The following is an 18,366-nucleotide window of genomic DNA, read 5'->3' on the forward strand; positions in this document are numbered from 1 at the left end:
CTCAGTCTTCCTTGAGCTTTTCCATATGCCGGATGTCCAGGCTGTCGAACTGCTCACGGATATGGAAGAAGAAAATGCCGAAAATGAACGTGCCCACCAGCACGTCGAGCGCCACCCCCAGCTCCACCACAAGGGGCATGCCGTAGGTGGCCGAGGTTGCGGCGAAGAACAAGCCGTTCTCCATGGCGAGGAAGCCGATCACCTGGGGCACGGCTTTGCGGCGCACGATCATCGTCAGAAAGGAAAGCAGCACGCTGGCGAGCGCGATCCCGAGCGTCGAGCGCGTGATCGTGCTCGCCATTTCCGAGATCGGAGCGGCCAAGGCGAAAGCGAAGATCACCAGGCCGATTCCTATCAGCATGGTCGTCGGAATGTTGATCAGGGTCTCCACGTCCCAGCGAACGTGCAACTGGTCGATCAGCCTGTGCAGCACCCACGGAATCAAAATCACCTTCAGCACCAGCGTGAGCACGGCCGAGAAGTACAGGTGAGTCTGGCCGGTGGAATACGCCACGATCAACGTGGAAGCGGCGAGCGCGGCGCCCTGCCATGCGAGCAGCCGGATCAGCGTCAGGATGCGCCGCTGCGACAGCATTTCGAACGCCAGCAGCAGCAGGAAAGCCGCGAGCAGGTTTACGAGCTGGCCGGAAAGCGACTGGCTCATCTCATCCCCTCACGAGGAAATGGGTGAGCATGCCGAGCACCGCCAGCAGGAAGGCCCCGGAGAGAAACTCGGGCACCAGAAACAGCCGCAGCTTGGCAAGAAGCGTTTCGAGCAGCGCCAGGCCGGCGCCAAAGAGGAACAGCTTGAGCGCGAGCGCGCCTACCGCCACCGGCAGCGCCGCCCAGTTGCCGCCGTCGGCGATTCCCCATGGGGCAAAAAGAGCGATGCCGATGGTGGCGTAGGCGAACAGCTTGATCGCGGCCGCCCACTCGATCAGCGCGAGGTGGCGCGCCGAGTATTCGAGAATCATGGCCTCGTGAACCATCGTGAGTTCCAGATGGGTGGTCGGGTTGTCCACCGGTATTCGGGCGTTTTCCGCCAGCAGCACCATGGCGAAGGCGACCGCGGCAAATGCGAGGCTGGGGTAGATGGCGAACTCGCGGTGGGCGAGGGAGACGACGATGGTGGTGAGCTGCGTGGACCCGCTGATGAACGCGGCGGTGAACAGCGTCATCAGCATCGCCGGCTCGGCAAGGAATCCGATGAGCATTTCGCGCCGCGCCCCGAGGCCGCCGAACGAGGTCCCTATGTCCATCGCCGCCAGAGCGGAAAATACCCTCGCCAGGGCAAACACTCCGACCAGGGCGATGATGTCGGCGGTGGGCGCAAACGGGAGATCGACCGCGAGCACCGGCACGATTCCACCGGCGAGCCACATGCAGCCAAAGAGTACATAAGGCGTCAGACGGAACAGCGGCGAGGCGCGGGCGGCGATCACCGCGTCCTTGTGAAACAGTTTGCCGATCGTAAAGTAGGGCAGCAGGATGCTGGGCGCGGAACGGTTCTGCAACCAGGCTCGACACATGTTTACCCAGCCCATGAGCAGGGGCGCGGCAAGCACCACGAACGCCGACTGCAGTATCTGGAACGCGCTTTCGGCAGCGACGCTCATCGCGCGAAGATCAGCAGCCCGATCAGGGTCAGAAAGCTGTACACGAGGTAGGTGCTGATCCTGCCCTGCTGCAACAGCGCGATCCTGGAAGAGACGTATTCAGCCAGACGCGCCACCGGCAGATACAGCCAATACCAGTGGCGATCCTCGATCTTGAGAAAGAACCGCGGTGCCGGATCATCCGCGCCCGGCAGTTCCCGCCGCATGAGATACAGCGGCCCGAATACATGGCGGATCGGCTGGCCGAATGCATCGGCGGTATCCTGCATGCGCGAAGTCTGCTCGGGGAAACCGCAGTCCCAGGGATCGGACACGCGCACGCGGCCGTGATAGAACCCGCGCACCAGCAGGAACGTCACCAGCACCACGCCGACGATCACCACCAGAAAGATCACCGGGCTGTAGCTGGCTTGCGCGGCAGACATGGGCACCAGCCAGAGCCAGCTCGAAGCGAGCGCCTCGTCCGACAGGCCCTGCCCGACGAGTGCAATCCCGACGGTGTTGAGCATGGTCAGCATCGCGGTGGGGAACAGTCCGAGCAGAACGCAGCCGACGGCAAGCCACGCCATTCCGAGTCTTTCCATGGCGCCGGCGTCCTGTGCAGGGCTCGCCGCCGACGACTGCTCGGCGTTGTGCGGCTCGCGCGGCTGGCCAAGGAAGGCCACGCCGTAGACCTTGACGAAGCACATCGCGGTCAGCGCACCGGCCAATGCAAGGGTAGCGGCGAAGAGCGGCAGCGCACTGCGCACCACGCCGTTGGCCAGGATCGGCGCCTGCAGCGCGGTCTGGAACGTGAGCCATTCGGACACGAAGCCGTTGAGCGGGGGAAGCGCGGAGATCGCGAGCGCGCCGATCAGGAAGTAGAGCGCAACATGAGGCATCGTGCGGATCAGGCCGCCCATGCTGTTCAAGTCGCGCAGCCCGGTCGAATGCAGGATCGAGCCCGCGCCGAGGAACAGCAGTCCCTTGAACACCGCGTGGTTGAGCGTGTGGTAGAGAGCGGCGATCAGACCGAGCATGCCGGCGGCGGGATGGCCGAAACCGATGAACACCATCGCCATGCCAAGGCCGAGAAGGATGATGCCGATGTTCTCGACCGAGTGGTACGCGAGCAGGCGCTTGAGGTCGTGCTGCATCAGGGCATAGAGCACGCCGAAAAGCGTGGTGGCCGCGCCCACGATAAGCATCAGCACTCCCCACTCCCAGCGCACGCCGCCGATCAGATCGAAGACCACTCGCACCATTCCGTAGATCGCGGTCTTGAGCATGATGCCGCTCATCAGCGCCGACACCGGAGAGGGCGCCGCCGGGTGCGCCTCGGGCAGCCAGGCGTGCAGCGGCAGCATTCCCGCCTTGGCGCCGAACCCGAAGAATGCAAGCAGGAATGCCACGGTCGCCCACAGCGGGCTCAGATTCGCGCCGCGCAAGGCCTCGAACGTGTAGTCGCCGTGGCCGCCGCTCATGACGCCGAAGCAAAGCAGGATGGCGATCGCGCCGAGGTGCGCGATCAGGAGGTACAGGAATCCGGCGGAACGGATGGCCGGAAGATGGTGGTCGGTGGTCACCAGGAAGTACGACGACAGGGCCATGGTCTCCCAAGCCACCATGAACAGGTAGGCATCGTCGGCCAGAACGACCAGCGCCATGGAAGCCAGAAACACGTGGTACTGCAGGCATATGAGCGAGCACCTGGCCGCGGTTTCGTCCCTGAAGTAGCCGGCGGCGTGAATCGAGATGCCCGACGACACCGAGCCGATCAAGACCAGGAAGAACGCCGCCAGCGGATCGAGCCGGATGTGGAACGGCAGGTCGGGAAGCCCGAGCGGCAGGATCAGTTCCGTCGGAGGCTGGGGCAGCGCCACCAGCGCGACCGCAGCGAGGAGCACGGCGCCGAAGGCGCCGAGGGGGAACAGGATTCGCGGGCGAAACGCGCGGATCGCACTCAAAACGAGTCCGATCAGGCCGATCGCAATCCAGAACAGTGGGACGGCAAGGACGAGCAAAACCAGTGGTACGTCCGGCATTCTACTTGCTGCTATTCTTCAACCGGTTTCGCTTTCGCTGCGGACAGATGCAGGGGCCACTGCGTGGCCAGTGCGAACTGCTCGTGAACACGAAGCGAACGCCGCGATGATACCCTAGCGCGACCATGCGGTGTGCCCGGCCGATCACGCGCGCAAGTACGTCTGCCGGCCGCCGAGCCAGCGATCGAGATGTCTTTCGACGAGGTCGGGATGATCGCGGATCAACTGCGGCGCGATGTTGCGCGCCTGATCGAGCAGATCGAGGTCGTGCTCGAGATCGGCGAAGCGCAGCATCGGCACGCCGGACTGGCGCGCGCCCAGGAACTCTCCCGGGCCACGCAAGCGCAGGTCATGGCGCGCGATCTCGAACCCGTCGCTGTTCTCGTAGATGATCTTCAGGCGCTCGCGCGCCGTTTCCGAGAGGGGCCCCTGATAGAGCAGAATGCAGGTGCTCGACTCGCCCCCGCGCCCCACGCGTCCGCGCAGTTGATGCAGCTGCGACAGGCCCATGCGCTCGGCATGCTCGATCACCATCAGCGAGGCGTTGGGTACGTCCACGCCGACCTCGATTACGGTGGTGGCCACGAGCAGCTGGATCTCATTCTTCTGGAAGGCAGCCATGGTCGCCGCCTTCTCCTGGTTCGTGAGCCGGCCGTGCACCAGGCCGACCCGTAGCGCGGGAAATTCGCGTCGCAGGTTTTCGAAGGTCTCGATCGCGGTCTGCAGTTGCAGCGCCTCCGACTCTTCGATGAGCGGGCACACCCAGTAAGCCTGGCGCCCGGCGAGGCAGGCATCGCGCACGCGGGCCAGCACCTCCACGCGCCGCGCTTCCGAGACCAGCTTGGTGGTGACCGGAGTTCGTCCCGGCGGCAGCTCGTCGATCACGGACACGTCCACATCGGCGTAGTAGGTCATCGCCAGCGTGCGCGGGATCGGCGTGGCGCTCATCATCAGCTGATGGGGCTGCGGCGATTGCTCGCCACGCCCGCCTTTCATGCGCAGCGCGAGCCGCTGATGCACGCCGAAGCGATGCTGCTCGTCGACGATCGCCAGACCGAGCTTGGCGAACGTCACCTGCTCCTGAAACAGCGCGTGCGTGCCGACCGCAAGCTGAGCCGCGCCCGATTCGATCCCGGCAAGGGCCAGCTCCCGTCCCTTCTTCTTCTGCCCGCCTGACAGCCATGCGACGTTCACGCCCAGCGGCTCCAGCCAGTGGGCGAACTTACGATAGTGCTGCTCGGCAAGTATTTCCGTGGGAGCCATGACCGCGGCCTGGTATCCCGACTCGATCGCCTGCAATGCCGCCAGCGCGGCGACCACGGTCTTGCCGCTGCCCACATCGCCCTGCAGCAGACGCTGCATCGGGTGCGGAGCCGCGAGGTCGCGGCGGATCTGCTCCCAGGCGCGCAACTGCGCGCGCGTCAGCCGGAAGGGTAGAGAATCGATGAGCCTGCGCGACAGGCGCGTGTACTGCACCAGCGGATGAGCGCGGGTGCGCGCCCGCCGCTCGTGATGCAGCCGCATCGAAAGCTGCTGGGCCAGCAGTTCGTCGAACTTCACCCGGCGCCAAGCCGGATGCGCGTGGGAGGCAAGCGCCAGCGCGTCGGCATCCGGCGGCGGGTGATGCAGATAGCGCACTGCCTCGCCGTAGGGCTCGAGCCCCAGCTTGCGCCGCACCGGCTCGGGCAGCGTGTCACTGAGGTCCGCCGCGAGCAGCGCACGCGCCGCGAGCTTGCGCAGGCTGTCCTGGGACAGCCCGGCGGTGGTCGGGTAGACCGGTGTGAGCGACTTGGGGAGCGGCGCCTCGCCGCGCAGCACCTTTACGCGCGGATGCACCATTTCGGCGCCGAAAAAGCCTTGCCGGATCTCACCCAGCGCGCGCACGCGCGTCCCGGGTGCGAGCGCCTTCGCCTGGCCGGGATAGAAATTGAAGAACCGCATGTAGAGCGTGCCGGTGCCGTCCTCCACGCGCGAGACCAGTTGCCGGCGCGGACGATAGCGAATATCGGACTCGACGACCGTACCTTCGATCTGGACCGTTTCGCCCGAGGGCGCTCGCGCGATCGGCACGACCTGCGTCTCGTCCTCGTAGCGCAGCGGCAGGTGCAGCACCAGATCGGAGAGTTGCGCCACGCCGATGCGCGCGAGCTTTTCGCGCACGGGCAAAGTGGCGAAGGCGAGCGAGGGAGCGTACGGGGTCTGGCGCACCGATTTCGCTTCCGGGCGGTTCGGGGCGTCCGCGCCGTCGCACAGCACCCCCTTCGTGACGCCGTGCGGGTCGCGCGCCCCGCGCCCGGCGGCGTTTCGGCGAGGCCGGGTTGCCGCTGTCACGCGCCGCTCACGACTGCCGATCCTGCTGCGCCGTGGCGATGATGGCGTCGATCTCCACCAGAGCCCCGCGCGGCAACTGCGATACGCCCACGGCCGAGCGGGCGGGATACGGCTGGTTGAAGTATTGCGCCATGATCTCGTTGAGCTTGGGGAAATTCGCAAGATCGGTCAGGAACACCGTGAGCTTCACCGCCTGGTCGAGCCGGGCGCCGGCCGCCCGGGCCACTGCCTCCAGGTTGCGGAAGACTTGGTGCGCCTGACCCTCGAACCCTTCCACGACCTGCATCGACTGCGGATCCAGCCCGATCTGGCCTGAAAGGTAGAGCGTGGCGCCGGCGCGCACAGCCTGCGAATAGGTACCGATCGCCTGAGGCGCATGCGTGGTGTGAATCGCTTGTTTGGCCACGGCCCTTGCCCGGGTATAGAATGCTGCGCCACAACATGACCGGAATATCCCACGAACCGGCCCAGTCCCAAGGCGCGGATGATACCGGATGGAGGCGGCGCAGCGCCGCCCCGTGCATGGCCGGGCCGGGGCGGTGCGCGCGTGCCGCTTCCACCGCGCCGAGGCACGTTCCCGATCAGCGATGAGCGCCCCCGCACAGCAAACGCACAAGCCCGGAGTCGTCGCCCTCGCGATCACGGCGATCGGGGTGGTGTTCGGCGACATCGGGACCAGTCCGCTGTACACGATCAAGGAAGCCTTCGGCGAAGCCCACGGGCTGGAGCCTTCGCACGACAACGTGCTCGGCGTGCTGTCGCTGGTGTTCTGGTCGCTGATGATCGTGGTGACGCTGAAGTACGTGGTCTTCATGATGCGCGCGGACAACCGCGGTGAAGGCGGCATCATGGCGCTGCTTGCGCTCGTGCTGCGCGCGACTCCTCGCGGCACGCGGCGGCGCTGGACCCTGATATCGCTGGGTCTGTTCGGGGCCGCGCTGTTCTATGGCGACGGCATGATCACGCCGGCGATCTCGGTACTCTCCGCGGTGGAAGGGCTGGAAGTGGCGACCCCGGCGTTGAAACCGGTGGTGCTCCCGGTCACCATCGCGATCCTCGTCGCCCTGTTCCTGTTTCAGCAGCGCGGCACGGCCAGCGTCGGAGCGCTGTTCGGTCCCATCACCGCGCTGTGGTTCGCCACGCTGGCGTTGCTCGGCGTCATCAACATCCTGCAGCAGCCGTCGGTGCTGGCGGCATTGAGCCCGGGCTACGCAATAGACTTCTTTGCCCACAACCGGTGGACAGGTTTCTTCGTGCTCGGGGCTGTGGTGCTCGCGATTACCGGTACCGAGGCCCTGTACGCGGACATGGGCCATTTCGGCAAGACGCCCATCCGTCTGGCGTGGGGCGCCTATGTCATGCCGGCACTGGTGCTCAATTATTTCGGGCAGGGCGCACTGATCCTGCACGAGCCCGCCGCCATCGCCCATCCCTTCTATCACATGGCGCCCGAATGGGCGCTGTACCCGATGGTGGCGCTGGCGACGCTTGCCACCGTGATCGCTTCGCAGGCGGTGATCTCCGGAACGTATTCGCTCACGCGCCAGGCCATTCAGCTCGGCTACTGTCCGCGGCTCGAGATCTTCCACACTTCCGAAAGCGAGATCGGCCAGGTCTACATGCCGTGGATCAACTGGGCGCTGCTCGCTGCGGTCGTGGCCCTCGTGCTCGGTTTCGGCTCCTCGAGCAATCTGGCGGGGGCCTACGGCATCGCGGTGACGGGCACCATGGCGATCGACACCATCCTTGCATTCTTCCTGATGACACGGCTCTGGCGATGGTCGAAGTGGATCGCCGTGCCACTGCTGGTCGTTTTTCTGTCCATCGATCTATCCTTCTTCAGCGCCAACGCAGTGAAACTGCTGCACGGCGGCTGGTTCCCCATCGTGGTGGCGATCCTGCTCTTCGTCCTGCTGTCCACCTGGCGGCAGGGCCGGGTGCTGCTGATGCGCAAGCTCGCGCCGGGCGCCATCGCAGTGGAGCCATTCATCCAGAGCATCACCCTGCATCCGCCGGCGCGGGTGCCTGGCACGGCGGTCTTCCTGACTGCGGCCACCGAAGGCGTGCCGCACGCGCTGCTGCACAATCTGAACCACAACAAGGTGCTGCACGAACGCATCGTGCTGCTCACCGTGCATACGCGCGACGTACCCCACGTGCCAGACGAGGAACGGCTCGAGATCAAGGAACTGGGCGAGAGCTTCTACCGCATCATCGTCTACTACGGCTTCAAGGACGAACCCGACATTCCCAAGGCGCTCGCGCTCGCCAGGGAGCACGGGCTGGAGTTCAACATGATGGAGACCTCCTTCTTCCTGTCGCGCCAGACACTGGTGCCGACGATGGGGGACGGCATGGCCTTGTGGCGGGAAAAACTCTTCTCGGCCATGTCGCGCAATGCTTCGAGCGCGACGGTGTTCTTCAACATTCCAGCCAACCGGGTGGTGGAGCTCGGTACTCGCATCGAGATCTAGCGCGTACCGGCACTGGAGAAGGCCGCGATGAGCAACCGCGCGATCCGCAGTTTCGAAGCGCTGCTGGCCAGAGGCAAGGACAATGCGGTCTTGCGCTTCAGTCTGGGCAACGAGTATTTCAAGCTCGGCGACGATCGGCTCGCGATCGGGCACCTGGAGCGGGCAACAACGCTCGACCCGGGCTATTCCGCCGCCTGGAAGCTGCTCGGCAAGGCGCGTCTGCGCACGGGGGACGCGCAAGGCGCGCAGGCGGCCTGGCAGCGCGGCATCGAGGCCGCCGAGGCGCGCGGCGACAAGCAGGCTGCCCGGGAGATGGGGGTGTTCCTGCGCCGCCTGACCAAATGACCGCCAAGCTCAGCTCCCCGGTTGCAGCACCACGTTGATCTGCCGCTTCTGCCCATCGCGCAGCACCGTCAGCCGCACGCTCTGCCCGACCTCGTAGTCGTCGAGCGCGGCGAGCAGCTTCGCCACACTGTCCACCGGCTTGTCCTCCACCGCCGTGATGATGTCCCCCGGCACGAAGCTGCCGTCGGGCCCAAGCCTCGCGGCGCGCAGCCCGGCCGCGGCCGCCGCGCCGTCGGGGTTGACGCGCAACACCACCACCCCCGGTGTACCCAGACGCTCGGTGACCACGCGGTTGAGCGCTTCGTCCACCTCGATGCCGAGCGCGGGGCGCACATACTTGCCGCGGGCGATGAGCTGCGGGACGACGCGGTTGACCGTATCGACCGGAACGGCGAAGCCCACGCCCGCCGAAGCACCGGATGGACTGTAGATTGCGGTGTTGATGCCGATCAGCCGGCCGGCCGAATCGAGCAGGGGACCTCCCGAGTTGCCGGGATTGATGGCGGCGTCGGTCTGGATCAGGTGTTCGATGACGCTGCGCCCGTCCTCGGATGGCAAGGACCGGTCCAGCGCGGATACCACCCCCACCGTCAGCGTCCAGTCCAGCCCGAACGGGTTGCCGATGGCGAACACCTTCTGGCCGACCTTCAGATCGTGACTGGTACCGACCGGTACCGGCGGCGGGCGCCTGAACCCCACGCCGATGCGCAGTACGGCCAGATCGTGCGCGGGGCTCACCCCGACCAGCGCCGCGACGAGCTCGCGCCCGTCGTTGAGCCGCACGCGCGCCTCCGCCGCGCCCGCCACGACGTGGAAGTTCGTGACCACATGCCCTTTCTCGTCCCAGATGAAACCCGAACCGGTACCGCGCGGAATCGTGAAGATGTTGCGCGTCCAAAGATCCATCACGCGCTGACTGGTCGAGATGTAGACCACGGAATTCTTCGATCGCTCGAACAGCTCGATGGTGGCTTTCTCGTCCGCGGCGAGGTCGCCCCGCGGCGTCACTGGCCTGGGAACGGCGTCGGCCCCGAACACCGTGTGTTCCACCGTCGGGACCGCGTACCAGACGAGCAGCGCGACAAGCGCGGCCAAGGCGACCCACGCGAAGCGACGCGCCGAAACGGGAAATTGCGAATTCATGTTGGCATCTCCGTCGACCAGTGCCCGGCCGCCCATAGTGCAGCGCAACCGGGTGCGCAAGGCATAAGCGCCCATTTTGGCGCCAAGCGAGGCACCGCGGCACGACGATCTGCGGCCAGGGACTCGATCGGCCCTTGATCGCCGGCGGTCAGACTTCTATCATTGCCTGTAATCGGGAGACTTGGGGGCGATCAGTCCAAGCCTCCCGACTGCGTAGGATGCTGCTTCAAGCCGTTCCAGGCAGTTTCGGGCGGCGCCTCGCCAGCATTACCTCCCTTGTGCTGGCGAGGTTTCTTTAAAGTCCCTCAATCGTCGCAAAACCCTCTGCACGCCGGCTGACGCCGCGCGGCGTCGCCCGGTGTCGTGTCGGGGCGGCTTGTTGACGGGCTGGCAACGCGCTCTGCTGTCGACTGTCCGACAACTCATCAACCCCCGGCTGTTCAGGTTCTTCGATGCGCCTGCGCTGTCGGTTTTCTGACAGCCTGCGCTGGCATGGCGAATGCGCGGTCGAGAATGCGCCCGGGTGTGTCACGGGAACCAGTGAAAACGATCGCGTGATCGTGGAGAAAGTCCCGGGCGCCTTTGCAGAGGTGCTCAGACCATGCGCAACAGAGACATCGATGTGCCACCGTCGGCAATCGAGCCGGTGCTGTCCGACGAAGAAGCGGAATACAGAGACCTGGTCGACTACTGCGAATACGTCCTGGTGCTTTGCCCCGAACCACTCTGGCAGCACTGGAAGATTCGCGCCCCGGTCGACGACGACTAGGATCTGCCCGCATTTCTGCCCCGTACACTGCGGGCGCCAGGGCCTTCATCGCGACTTGTCTTGAGCACCGGTAGCGAAGGCAGTCCCGTCGTCGACGCGCTGCGCACTCATCCATCCGTGGCGACCGCGCATGGGGCGCGGCGTCCCCGAAAAACCGAAGGCCACCCGCATGGATGGCCTTCGGTTTTCTGGTGGAGACGAGGAGGATCGAACTCCCGACCTTCGCATTGCGAACGCGACGCTCTCCCAGCTGAGCTACGTCCCCGGAAACAGGCAGCCGATTCTAACCCTTTTTCTCCCCACGGGCCAACGCCCGGCGGTTGGCCCAGATCAGCATGACGATGCCGCCGATGAACATGGGAATGCTCAGCCACTGCCCCATCGACAGTCCCAGTGCGAGCAGCCCCAGAAAGCTGTCTGGCTCGCGAGTGAACTCGACCAGGAAACGCAGCACCCCGTAGCCGATCAGGAATATCGCGGAAACCGCGCCGACCGGACGCCAGCGGCGCGAATAGATCCACACCAGGGCGAAGAGCGCCACCCCCTCCAAAGCGAACTCGTAGAGCTGCGACGGATGCCGCGCGATGCTGTCGACCTGGGGAAACACCATCGCCCAAGGCACCTCGGCCGGTCGGCCCCAGAGTTCGCCGTTGATGAAGTTGCCGATGCGTCCCGCGCCCAGGCCCAGCGGCACCAGCGGCGCGATGAAGTCGGTCACTTCGAACCAGTGCCGGCCACGCGAGTGCGCGAACCACCACAGCGCGGCGACCACGCCGAGGAATCCGCCGTGAAAGGACATGCCGCCCTCCCACACGAACAGGATGCGGAGCGGATCGTGCAGATACTCGAGCGGCTTGTAGAAAATGACGTAGCCGAGCCGGCCGCCGAGCACCACGCCGATCACGCACAGGAAGAGCAGGTCGTCGAGGTCGCGGTTGACGAGCTTCAGCCAGGGCTGGCGGCCAATGCGATAGCGCCCCAGTATCAGCGCCAGCGCAAACGCGAGCAGGTACATCAGCCCGTACCAGCGCACGGCGATCGGGCCGAGCTGCAGGGCGACGGGATCGAACTGAGGATGGATCAGCATCGGCGGCGGAGCATGACCGCGCGATTATATATATGCGAGCGCCCGGTGCCCGCTTGCGCCCGATGGCGATCAGGGAACCTGGACCATCTCCATGCGCTCGAGGATCGCGGCCGTGCGCCGTTGCAGCAACGGCGTGGAGCGCACGCGGTCGTAAAAGCGGGGTCTTGGCACCATGGCGGCAAGCTGCGCCGCCTGCCAGGGCGAGAGCCATGTCGCGCTGGTGCCGAAGTAGTGGCGGGCGGCCGCCTCGACGCCGAACACGCCGTTGCCCCATTCGATCACATTGAGGTAGATCTCGAGAATCCGGCGCTTGGACATGACTGTCTCGATCATCACGGTGATCGCGGCCTCCTGCAGCTTGCGCCAGGGCGTGCGCCTGCCGGACAGAAAGAGGTTCTTGGCGAGTTGCTGGCTGATCGTGGAGCCGCCGGCCACGACTTTTCCTCTGCGCAGGTTCTTCTCGGCGGCTTCCTGAATCGCTTCCCAGTCGAAGCCTTCGTGGTCGAGAAACTTGGCGTCCTCCGCGGCGATCAGCGCGCGCTTGAGATGCACCGAGATGTTCTCGTAAGGCACCCACTGGTGCTGCAGCTTGGCCTTCGGATTGGCATCGCGCAGGACCTCGAGCCGCGCGTCCATGAACGCCGTGGTCTTGGGATTGAACCAGACCCACCAGACCACGTGGCCGAACAGCCACGACTGATAGATCAACAGCAGGGCGGCCGCCAGCACGAGAAGGCGGCCGAGCAGACGGCCGACGTACGTCATCGGCTCAGTTTGCGCGCAGCGCCTCGATAACCGGGCGGGTTTGCGGCAGCACGCCGCGCCACAGGCGGAACGACTCGGCCGCCTGTTCGACCAGCATCCCGAGGCCGTCCGCGAGCACTTGGGCGCCCTGAGCCTTCGCGAAGGCGAGAAACGGGGTCGGGCCCTTGCCGTACACCATCTCGTAGGCCAGCGCACCCGCGGCGAACAAGGCGTTTGGCAGCGGCGGCAAGGCGTCGGACAGGCTGCTCGAGGTGGCGTTGATGACGATGTCGAAGTGTTTGCCCGCCAGGTCCGGATAGCCGATTCCGGAGATCACGCTGTGTTCGGCCGCCGGGTGATGGCGCGTGGTCTCCGCCAGCCGCAGCGCCTTGTCCGGGGTGCGGTTCACAATCGTCAGGATCGCCGGACGCTCTTGCAACAGCGGGATCAGCACCCCCTGTGCCGCGCCGCCGGCGCCCATCAACAATACGCGCTTGGCGGCCAGCGTCACGCCGAGATTGATCGTGATGTCGCGCACCAATCCGTACCCGTCGGTGTTGTCGGCGCTGATGCGTCCGCCCTCGAATTTCAGGAAATTCGCGGCGCGCGCATCCTTGGCGCGTGCCGACACCTCGTGCGCCAGATCGAACGCTTCGAGCTTGAAGGGCACTGTGACGTTGGCGCCGCGGCCGCCCTGGGCGACGAAGGCTTGCACCGTGGCGCGAAAGCCGTCCAGCGGCGCGGCCAGGCGCACGTACTCGATGTCCTGGCCGGTCTGTCGGGCGAACAGCGCGTGGATCTCCGGTGACTTGCTGTGCGCGACCGGGTTCCCGATCACGGCGTAGCGGTCGGTCATTGCTCGATGGTGACTTCGAGGTCGCTGCGTGTAAACGACCAGTTGCGGGTGATGGACAGCACATCGTACTGCGCCCGGATCGGCTGCGGAAACGGCGCAAAAGGCCCGGCGAGATCCACGATGCGCAGCGCCGCGGCGTCCAGCACCTTGTGTCCGGAGGAGCGCTCGATCTCGATCTTTTCCACCGTGCCGTCGGCTTTGATCGATACCGTGATCAACAGCGAGCCGAAGATCTGCCTGCGCTTTGCTTCTTCGGGAAAGTTCGCGGTGCCGACCGCTTCGATGCGCTGCCGCCACTTGTCCACGTAATCGGCATAGACCACGCCTTCGGTGCGCGCCCCGATGAACTTGCGCCGCGGCAGCTTCTGATAGGCCTCCCAGTCCTTCGCGATCTCGGCCTCCAGTCTGGCGATGAGCATCCGCCGCTGTTCCGTGGCCGGCTCGTTGGGCTTGTCGCGAGCGCCAGTCTGCCGCACCGGCTTGTCGCGGGCCTCGCTCAGGGCCTTCTCGGAAGCCAGTTGCAGCAGCCGCTGCGCCTCCTGCTCGAGCTGCTGCACCCGGCGCGCTGCGAGCTCGACCGCATCAGCCGCTTCCCTGTCGCGCACGGCCGGCAGATTGGACTGCGCGCGGCGGTCCGCTTGCGTGTTGCCGCCGCCGTCGAGATGAGCCTGGGCGAGCGCATCGGCCTTGGCCGGTTTGGCCGATGAGCGCGCGTTGACCAGCACCACGTCGAGCTGCGCGGTGAACTTGTCGTTCGCGGAATCCGGGCCGCTGAACGTGATCAGGAGCACAAAGGCATGCAGGACGATGGAGAAGGCCATCGCCACCGGCAGTGCGTCGGCGGATACGAGCAGGTGCGACAGCGCGGGCGTGGACGAACCGGTCTGCGAACCCGTCGCAGTGAGGATCTGTTCCGGCAAAAGACCTAGTCGGCGTTGACGACGCGAGCCATTCTAAGGCGCCGCGGCGGCGGTGTCAGCGTGCTGCGGGGCCGGCGTCGCACGGAACTCGCAGTGCACGGAAAGCTCGATCAAGTCCACGCGGGACAGCGTCACCTCGACCCGTGTGCCGGGCGCGAGCGCAGGCAGCGAAGCGCTGCGGCAGTACAAGGGAATGCACTCCAGGCACACCAGGTCTTCGCGGACCACCTGCGCGGTGGCAACCGTAACCTGCTCCTGCAGCAGCCAGCGCAGGCACCAGTAGCGTTCCATCTGCCGCTGAAACTCCGCGTATGCCTCGTAGGCCGATTCGAAATCGCGCAGGATTACGAGCAGCCGTTCGTCGCCCTTGCCGTAGACCGGTGGCTCGCCGCGCGCCCACGCCAGCAACTGGCGCTGGTTGATGAGATCGGTGTAGCGCCGGATCGGGCTGCTCGCCCACACGTACTGCTCGACGCCGAGGCCCTGATGCGCCGCCGGCACCGTGGACATGCGCACCTTGCCGTTGCTCTGCACGCGATACAGCGCGGCGACGTCGGCTTCGGACAGCTGCCGCGCCCAGGTGCTGTTGACCAGGATCATGAGCTCCGAGACCACCTTGTCGATCGGCGATCCGCGCCGGCGCGGCACGATGCGCACGCGGTCGTTGTCGATGTGGAAGCTGTACTCCACACGCTGAGCGGTGCTGTCGGCCCGGCCTCGCGCCTTCTCCAGGCCCAGCGCCAGCCGGTAAAGCACAAGCAGCGCCTCACCGTACGGCGAGGCTACCCGTCCCGTGCTCACCGCGGCTTCGTCGAAGACCTGGTCGAGCAGGTCGTGGCGCAGGTTGCGCGCAATGTGCACGCGCTCGATCCGCGTGCGCGTGCCCGCCAGTGCGAGTTCCGGGGTCACTTCGAGGTACATCGACAGCGCGGGGCACTCGCGCCCCTCGGACAGGGTGAACTGCTCGATCACCGGCGGCGGCAGCATGGTGATCTTGTCGCCCGGAAAGTAAACGGTGGACAGGCGTCTGGCGGCTTCGGCGTCGAGCGCCGAGCCCGGTGCGATGCCCAGGGCCGGCGCCGCGATATGAATCCCGATCTCCCAGTGGCCGTTCGACAGGGCGCGGACCGAAAAGGCATCGTCGATTTCAGTGGTGGTCGCATCGTCGATGCTGAAGGCTTCGACCCCGGCATCGGGCAATCCGGTCGGGACTTCGGCCGCAAGCCCCGGGGCGAAGCCGGTGCCGGATGGGAAATGCTCGAACAGGAAGCGGCCCAGATGATAGTCGTGCGTGGAGGGCAGCGCCCCGCACCGTTCGAGCAGCCGCGGTACCGACAGCTTCAGCTCGCCGCAGACCGCTTCCAGGGCCCTGGTCTCGATCGCGTTGCGGTCCGGCTTGTAGAGCAGTTGCGGCAGTAAAGGGCGAAAGCTGGCGGGCAGCTCGAAGCGCCGCAACTGCGCCTCGTACTCGGCCTGCAGCTGCGCCTGGCGGCGTTTTCGCTCGATCGAGGCCAAGGCCGCCTTGAGCGCCTCGGGCGGGGCGGGCTTGTAGTGCCCTTTGCCCTTGCGATAGAAGTGCGTCGGTGTTGCATGCAGGCGCATGAGCAGCCCGGCCGCTTCTTCCGGCCGGGGCGCGCGCCCGAAGTACTCGCGCCCCAGTGTGTCAAAGGAAAATTCCTGCTGTGCGCACACTTCCCAGAGAAAATCCGGATCGAGCGAAGCAGCGATCGCCTGCGCCTCGCGCATGAAATCGTTGAGCGACGGGTGCTCGAAGCGCAGCAGCACCGCCACGCTCTTGATCTTGGCGCGCTTGCCGTGCTGGGTCTGCACCTGCAGCGAGGTGTTGTGGTCCTCCAGCACCGTGGCGGCCTTGAAGGCGCCATCCTCCTCGTACAGGACATTCATGGCGGGCGACGCAAAGCAGGAAACAGACCGGAGGGACAGGGGGAGGCCGCGATTATACGCGCGCGAATAAAGCCACGATTTCCAGATACTGTTCGAACTCCTTGAAACCGTGGTCACTGCCGTGAATCACGATCTGGCGGCAGCCTTCATAGCGCGCAACCGCCTTACGCCAGTCCAGCACTTCGTCGCCGGTGGTCTGCAGCAGAAGATAACGGTCGACGCGCCGCAAGCCGGGCACATACAGCGCAGCCAGCTGCTGCAGGTGCTCCTCGGTGAGCGTGTACTGTTCCTGCGTATAGAGATTGCGCTGCGGCCCGAGATAGGCCCGCAATCCCTCCTGGGGGGTGATCGCCGGATTCACCAGCACCGCGCGGCAATCGAAGCGCTCGACCAGCCAGGTCGCATAGAAGCCACCGAGGGAACTGCCCACCAGCGTGACGCCTTCCGTCCCCGCCCGTCGTACCTCGGACTCGAGCGTGCGGATCGCTTGCGCCGGCCAGTGGGACAATGCGGGGCAGGAGAAGACCGTTCCGGGGCGCGTTCTGCGCAGGTACTCGCGGAGCTGGTTCGACTTGTGCGACGCCGGCGAGCTGTTGAATCCGTGAATGTAGAGAATCATCCTGACAGAGACGGTGGTGCGTGCTCGGATTGTGACTGCCCATGGACTCCCGGCTTGGCGACATCACAGCCGAGGTCAGGCGCGTGCGCCGAGTGCCCAAGAGCCTGCGAACACATGGCGCCCACCGAAGAACCTGAAGGCGAATCAGCGCCGCGCCAGGGCCTCCAGGAGCCTGGCGTGGATCCCGCCGAAGGCGCCGTTACTCATGATTACGACCTGGTCGCCGGCTCGAGCAGCCGCGACGATGGCCTTCACCAGCGTTTCGAGATCCCCGTGACACTCGGCGCGCGCACCCAGTGGGCTGAGCACTGCGCGCGCGTCCCATTTCAGGCCGTCGGTGTAGCAGAACACCCGGTCGGCCGCAGCCAGACTCCCTGGCAAGGCCTCCTTCATCGCGCCGAGCTTCATCGTGTTCGAGCGCGGCTCCAGCACCGCCAGGATGCGGGCGCCGCCGACTTGTTTGCGCAGTCCCGCAATGGTCGCCTCGATCGCGGTCGGATGGTGTGCAAAATCGTCGTAGACGGTCACGCCACCGGCCGTCCCGCGCAGTTCCATGCGCCGCTTGACGTTGCGGAACGTGCTCAACGCCTCGACGGCCCTCGCGACCGGGATGCCGGCGTGGCGGGCCGCGGCCAGCGCCGCCAGCGCGTTCATGCGGTTGTGCTCGCCCAGCAGCGCCCAGTGAACCCGGCCCTGCGGCTTGCCATTGAAGAACACCTCGAAAGCGCCGTCATCGGCAGGGTCGCCGGCGGCCCAGCCGTCGGCCGTACCGAGCCACTCCACCGGCGTCCAGCAGCCGCGTTCGATGACGCGCCGAATGGTCGCCTCGCGTCCGTGGGCCACGATCAGGCCGTTGCCGGGAACGGTGCGCACCAGGTGGTGGAACTGGGTTTCGATCGCCGCCACATCGGGAAAGATGTCGGCGTGGTCGAACTCCAGATTGTTCAGCACTGCGGTGCGCGGCCGGTAGTGCAGGAACTTGGAGCGCTTGTCGAAGAACGCGGTGTCGTATTCGTCGGCTTCGATCACGAAGAAGGCCGAGCCGGTTTCGCGTGCGGAGACGTCGAAGTTGATCGGCACGCCGCCGATCAAGAAACCCGGGTTCAAGCCCCCTTGCTGGAGAATCCAGGCGAGCATTGCGCTCGTGGTGGTCTTGCCGTGGGTGCCCGCCACCCCGAGCACCCACTTGGAGCGCAGCACGTTTTCGGCCAGCCACTGGGGCCCTGAGACGTAAGGCAGCCCGCGATCGAGGATCTCCTCGATCAGCGGGTTGCCGCGCGAGACCACGTTGCCGACCACGAACAGGTCCGGCTTCAGGTCGATCTGCTTCGGATCCCAGCCTTCGATCAGATGGATGCCCTGCGCCTGAAGTTGGGTGCTCATCGGCGGATAGACGTTGGCGTCGCAACCCGTGACGCGATAACCGGCCTGCCTCGCGATGACCGCGATGCCGCCCATGAATGTGCCGCAGATGCCGAGGATGTGGATGTGCATTCGCCAGTTCGATCAATCACCGAGACACAGGAGCACAAC

Annotated in this window: 16 protein-coding genes and 1 tRNA gene; 3 read left to right on the forward strand and 14 right to left on the reverse strand. The window is 65.8% G+C overall.

From position 1 onward, the window contains the following. Window position 1: 1 nt before the first annotated feature. From VNM24_05550 to VNM24_05570, 5 genes are all read right to left on the reverse strand, one after another. Window positions 2-664 (reverse strand): formate hydrogenlyase, encoded by a 663-nt coding sequence (locus tag VNM24_05550; GenBank protein ID HWQ38068.1) that lies wholly within the window; start codon window positions 662-664, stop codon window positions 2-4. Window position 665: 1 nt separating this feature from the next. Beyond that, entirely contained in the window at window positions 666-1,616 is a 951-nt protein-coding gene (locus tag VNM24_05555; protein HWQ38069.1) for an NADH-quinone oxidoreductase subunit H, read from the reverse strand. Beyond that, window positions 1,613-3,640 (reverse strand): hydrogenase 4 subunit B, encoded by a 2,028-nt coding sequence (gene hyfB, locus VNM24_05560; protein HWQ38070.1) that lies wholly within the window; start codon window positions 3,638-3,640, stop codon window positions 1,613-1,615. Before hyfB ends, VNM24_05555 begins: the two co-directional genes overlap by 4 nt. Before the next feature lie 144 nt (window positions 3,641-3,784). Continuing rightward, window positions 3,785-5,848 carry an ATP-dependent DNA helicase RecG gene (gene recG / locus VNM24_05565; protein ID HWQ38071.1) on the reverse strand — a complete coding sequence of 688 codons (2,064 nt, stop codon included), beginning with the start codon at window positions 5,846-5,848 and terminating at the stop codon, window positions 3,785-3,787. A 130-nt stretch (window positions 5,849-5,978) separates the two neighbouring features. After that, complete coding sequence (locus VNM24_05570) at window positions 5,979-6,377, reverse strand: RidA family protein (protein ID HWQ38072.1); 399 nt, start codon at window positions 6,375-6,377, stop codon at window positions 5,979-5,981. 181 nt (window positions 6,378-6,558) lie between these two features. Between VNM24_05570 and VNM24_05575 the strand changes: the two genes are divergently transcribed. Next, window positions 6,559-8,445 carry a potassium transporter Kup gene (locus tag VNM24_05575; protein ID HWQ38073.1) on the forward strand — a complete coding sequence of 629 codons (1,887 nt, stop codon included), beginning with the start codon at window positions 6,559-6,561 and terminating at the stop codon, window positions 8,443-8,445. A gap of 27 nt (window positions 8,446-8,472) precedes the next feature. Further along, window positions 8,473-8,790 carry a hypothetical protein gene (locus VNM24_05580; GenBank protein HWQ38074.1) on the forward strand — a complete coding sequence of 106 codons (318 nt, stop codon included), beginning with the start codon at window positions 8,473-8,475 and terminating at the stop codon, window positions 8,788-8,790. Between the two features lie 9 nt (window positions 8,791-8,799). On the opposite strand, the gene VNM24_05585 is transcribed toward VNM24_05580, so the two are convergent. Continuing rightward, window positions 8,800-9,933 carry a trypsin-like peptidase domain-containing protein gene (locus tag VNM24_05585; protein HWQ38075.1) on the reverse strand — a complete coding sequence of 378 codons (1,134 nt, stop codon included), beginning with the start codon at window positions 9,931-9,933 and terminating at the stop codon, window positions 8,800-8,802. Between the two features lie 601 nt (window positions 9,934-10,534). On the opposite strand from VNM24_05585, the gene VNM24_05590 reads away from it, so the two are divergent. Continuing rightward, entirely contained in the window at window positions 10,535-10,702 is a 168-nt protein-coding gene (locus VNM24_05590) for a hypothetical protein (protein ID HWQ38076.1), read from the forward strand. A 189-nt stretch (window positions 10,703-10,891) separates the two neighbouring features. Here the strand turns inward: VNM24_05590 and VNM24_05595 are convergent. From VNM24_05595 to mpl, 8 genes are all read right to left on the reverse strand, one after another. Further along, a tRNA-Ala gene (locus VNM24_05595) sits at window positions 10,892-10,967 on the reverse strand. An 18-nt stretch (window positions 10,968-10,985) separates the two neighbouring features. Beyond that, entirely contained in the window at window positions 10,986-11,789 is an 804-nt protein-coding gene (gene lgt / locus VNM24_05600; protein ID HWQ38077.1) for a prolipoprotein diacylglyceryl transferase, read from the reverse strand. Between the two features lie 69 nt (window positions 11,790-11,858). Further along, a complete protein-coding gene (mtgA, locus tag VNM24_05605; protein ID HWQ38078.1) occupies window positions 11,859-12,554 on the reverse strand; it encodes a monofunctional biosynthetic peptidoglycan transglycosylase in 696 nt (231 codons plus the stop codon). Window positions 12,555-12,558: 4 nt separating this feature from the next. Next, window positions 12,559-13,389 (reverse strand): shikimate dehydrogenase, encoded by an 831-nt coding sequence (gene aroE / locus VNM24_05610; protein ID HWQ38079.1) that lies wholly within the window; start codon window positions 13,387-13,389, stop codon window positions 12,559-12,561. Next, window positions 13,386-14,309 carry a TonB family protein gene (locus tag VNM24_05615; GenBank protein ID HWQ38080.1) on the reverse strand — a complete coding sequence of 308 codons (924 nt, stop codon included), beginning with the start codon at window positions 14,307-14,309 and terminating at the stop codon, window positions 13,386-13,388. The genes aroE and VNM24_05615 overlap by 4 nt, the downstream gene beginning before the upstream one ends. Before the next feature lie 33 nt (window positions 14,310-14,342). Beyond that, the gene (locus VNM24_05620) at window positions 14,343-16,214 is read right to left on the reverse strand and encodes an RNB domain-containing ribonuclease (GenBank protein HWQ38081.1); all 1,872 of its coding nucleotides are present in this window, start codon (window positions 16,212-16,214) and stop codon (window positions 14,343-14,345) included. A gap of 52 nt (window positions 16,215-16,266) precedes the next feature. After that, entirely contained in the window at window positions 16,267-16,833 is a 567-nt protein-coding gene (locus tag VNM24_05625) for a YqiA/YcfP family alpha/beta fold hydrolase (protein HWQ38082.1), read from the reverse strand. Between the two features lie 144 nt (window positions 16,834-16,977). Beyond that, window positions 16,978-18,327: a UDP-N-acetylmuramate:L-alanyl-gamma-D-glutamyl-meso-diaminopimelate ligase gene (gene mpl / locus VNM24_05630; protein ID HWQ38083.1), complete on the reverse strand. Its 1,350-nt coding sequence runs from the start codon at window positions 18,325-18,327 to the stop codon at window positions 16,978-16,980. Window positions 18,328-18,366 lie beyond the last annotated feature (39 nt).

Source organism: Burkholderiales bacterium (assembly GCA_035560005.1).
Lineage (GTDB): Bacteria > Pseudomonadota > Gammaproteobacteria > Burkholderiales > Eutrophovitaceae > DASRFY01.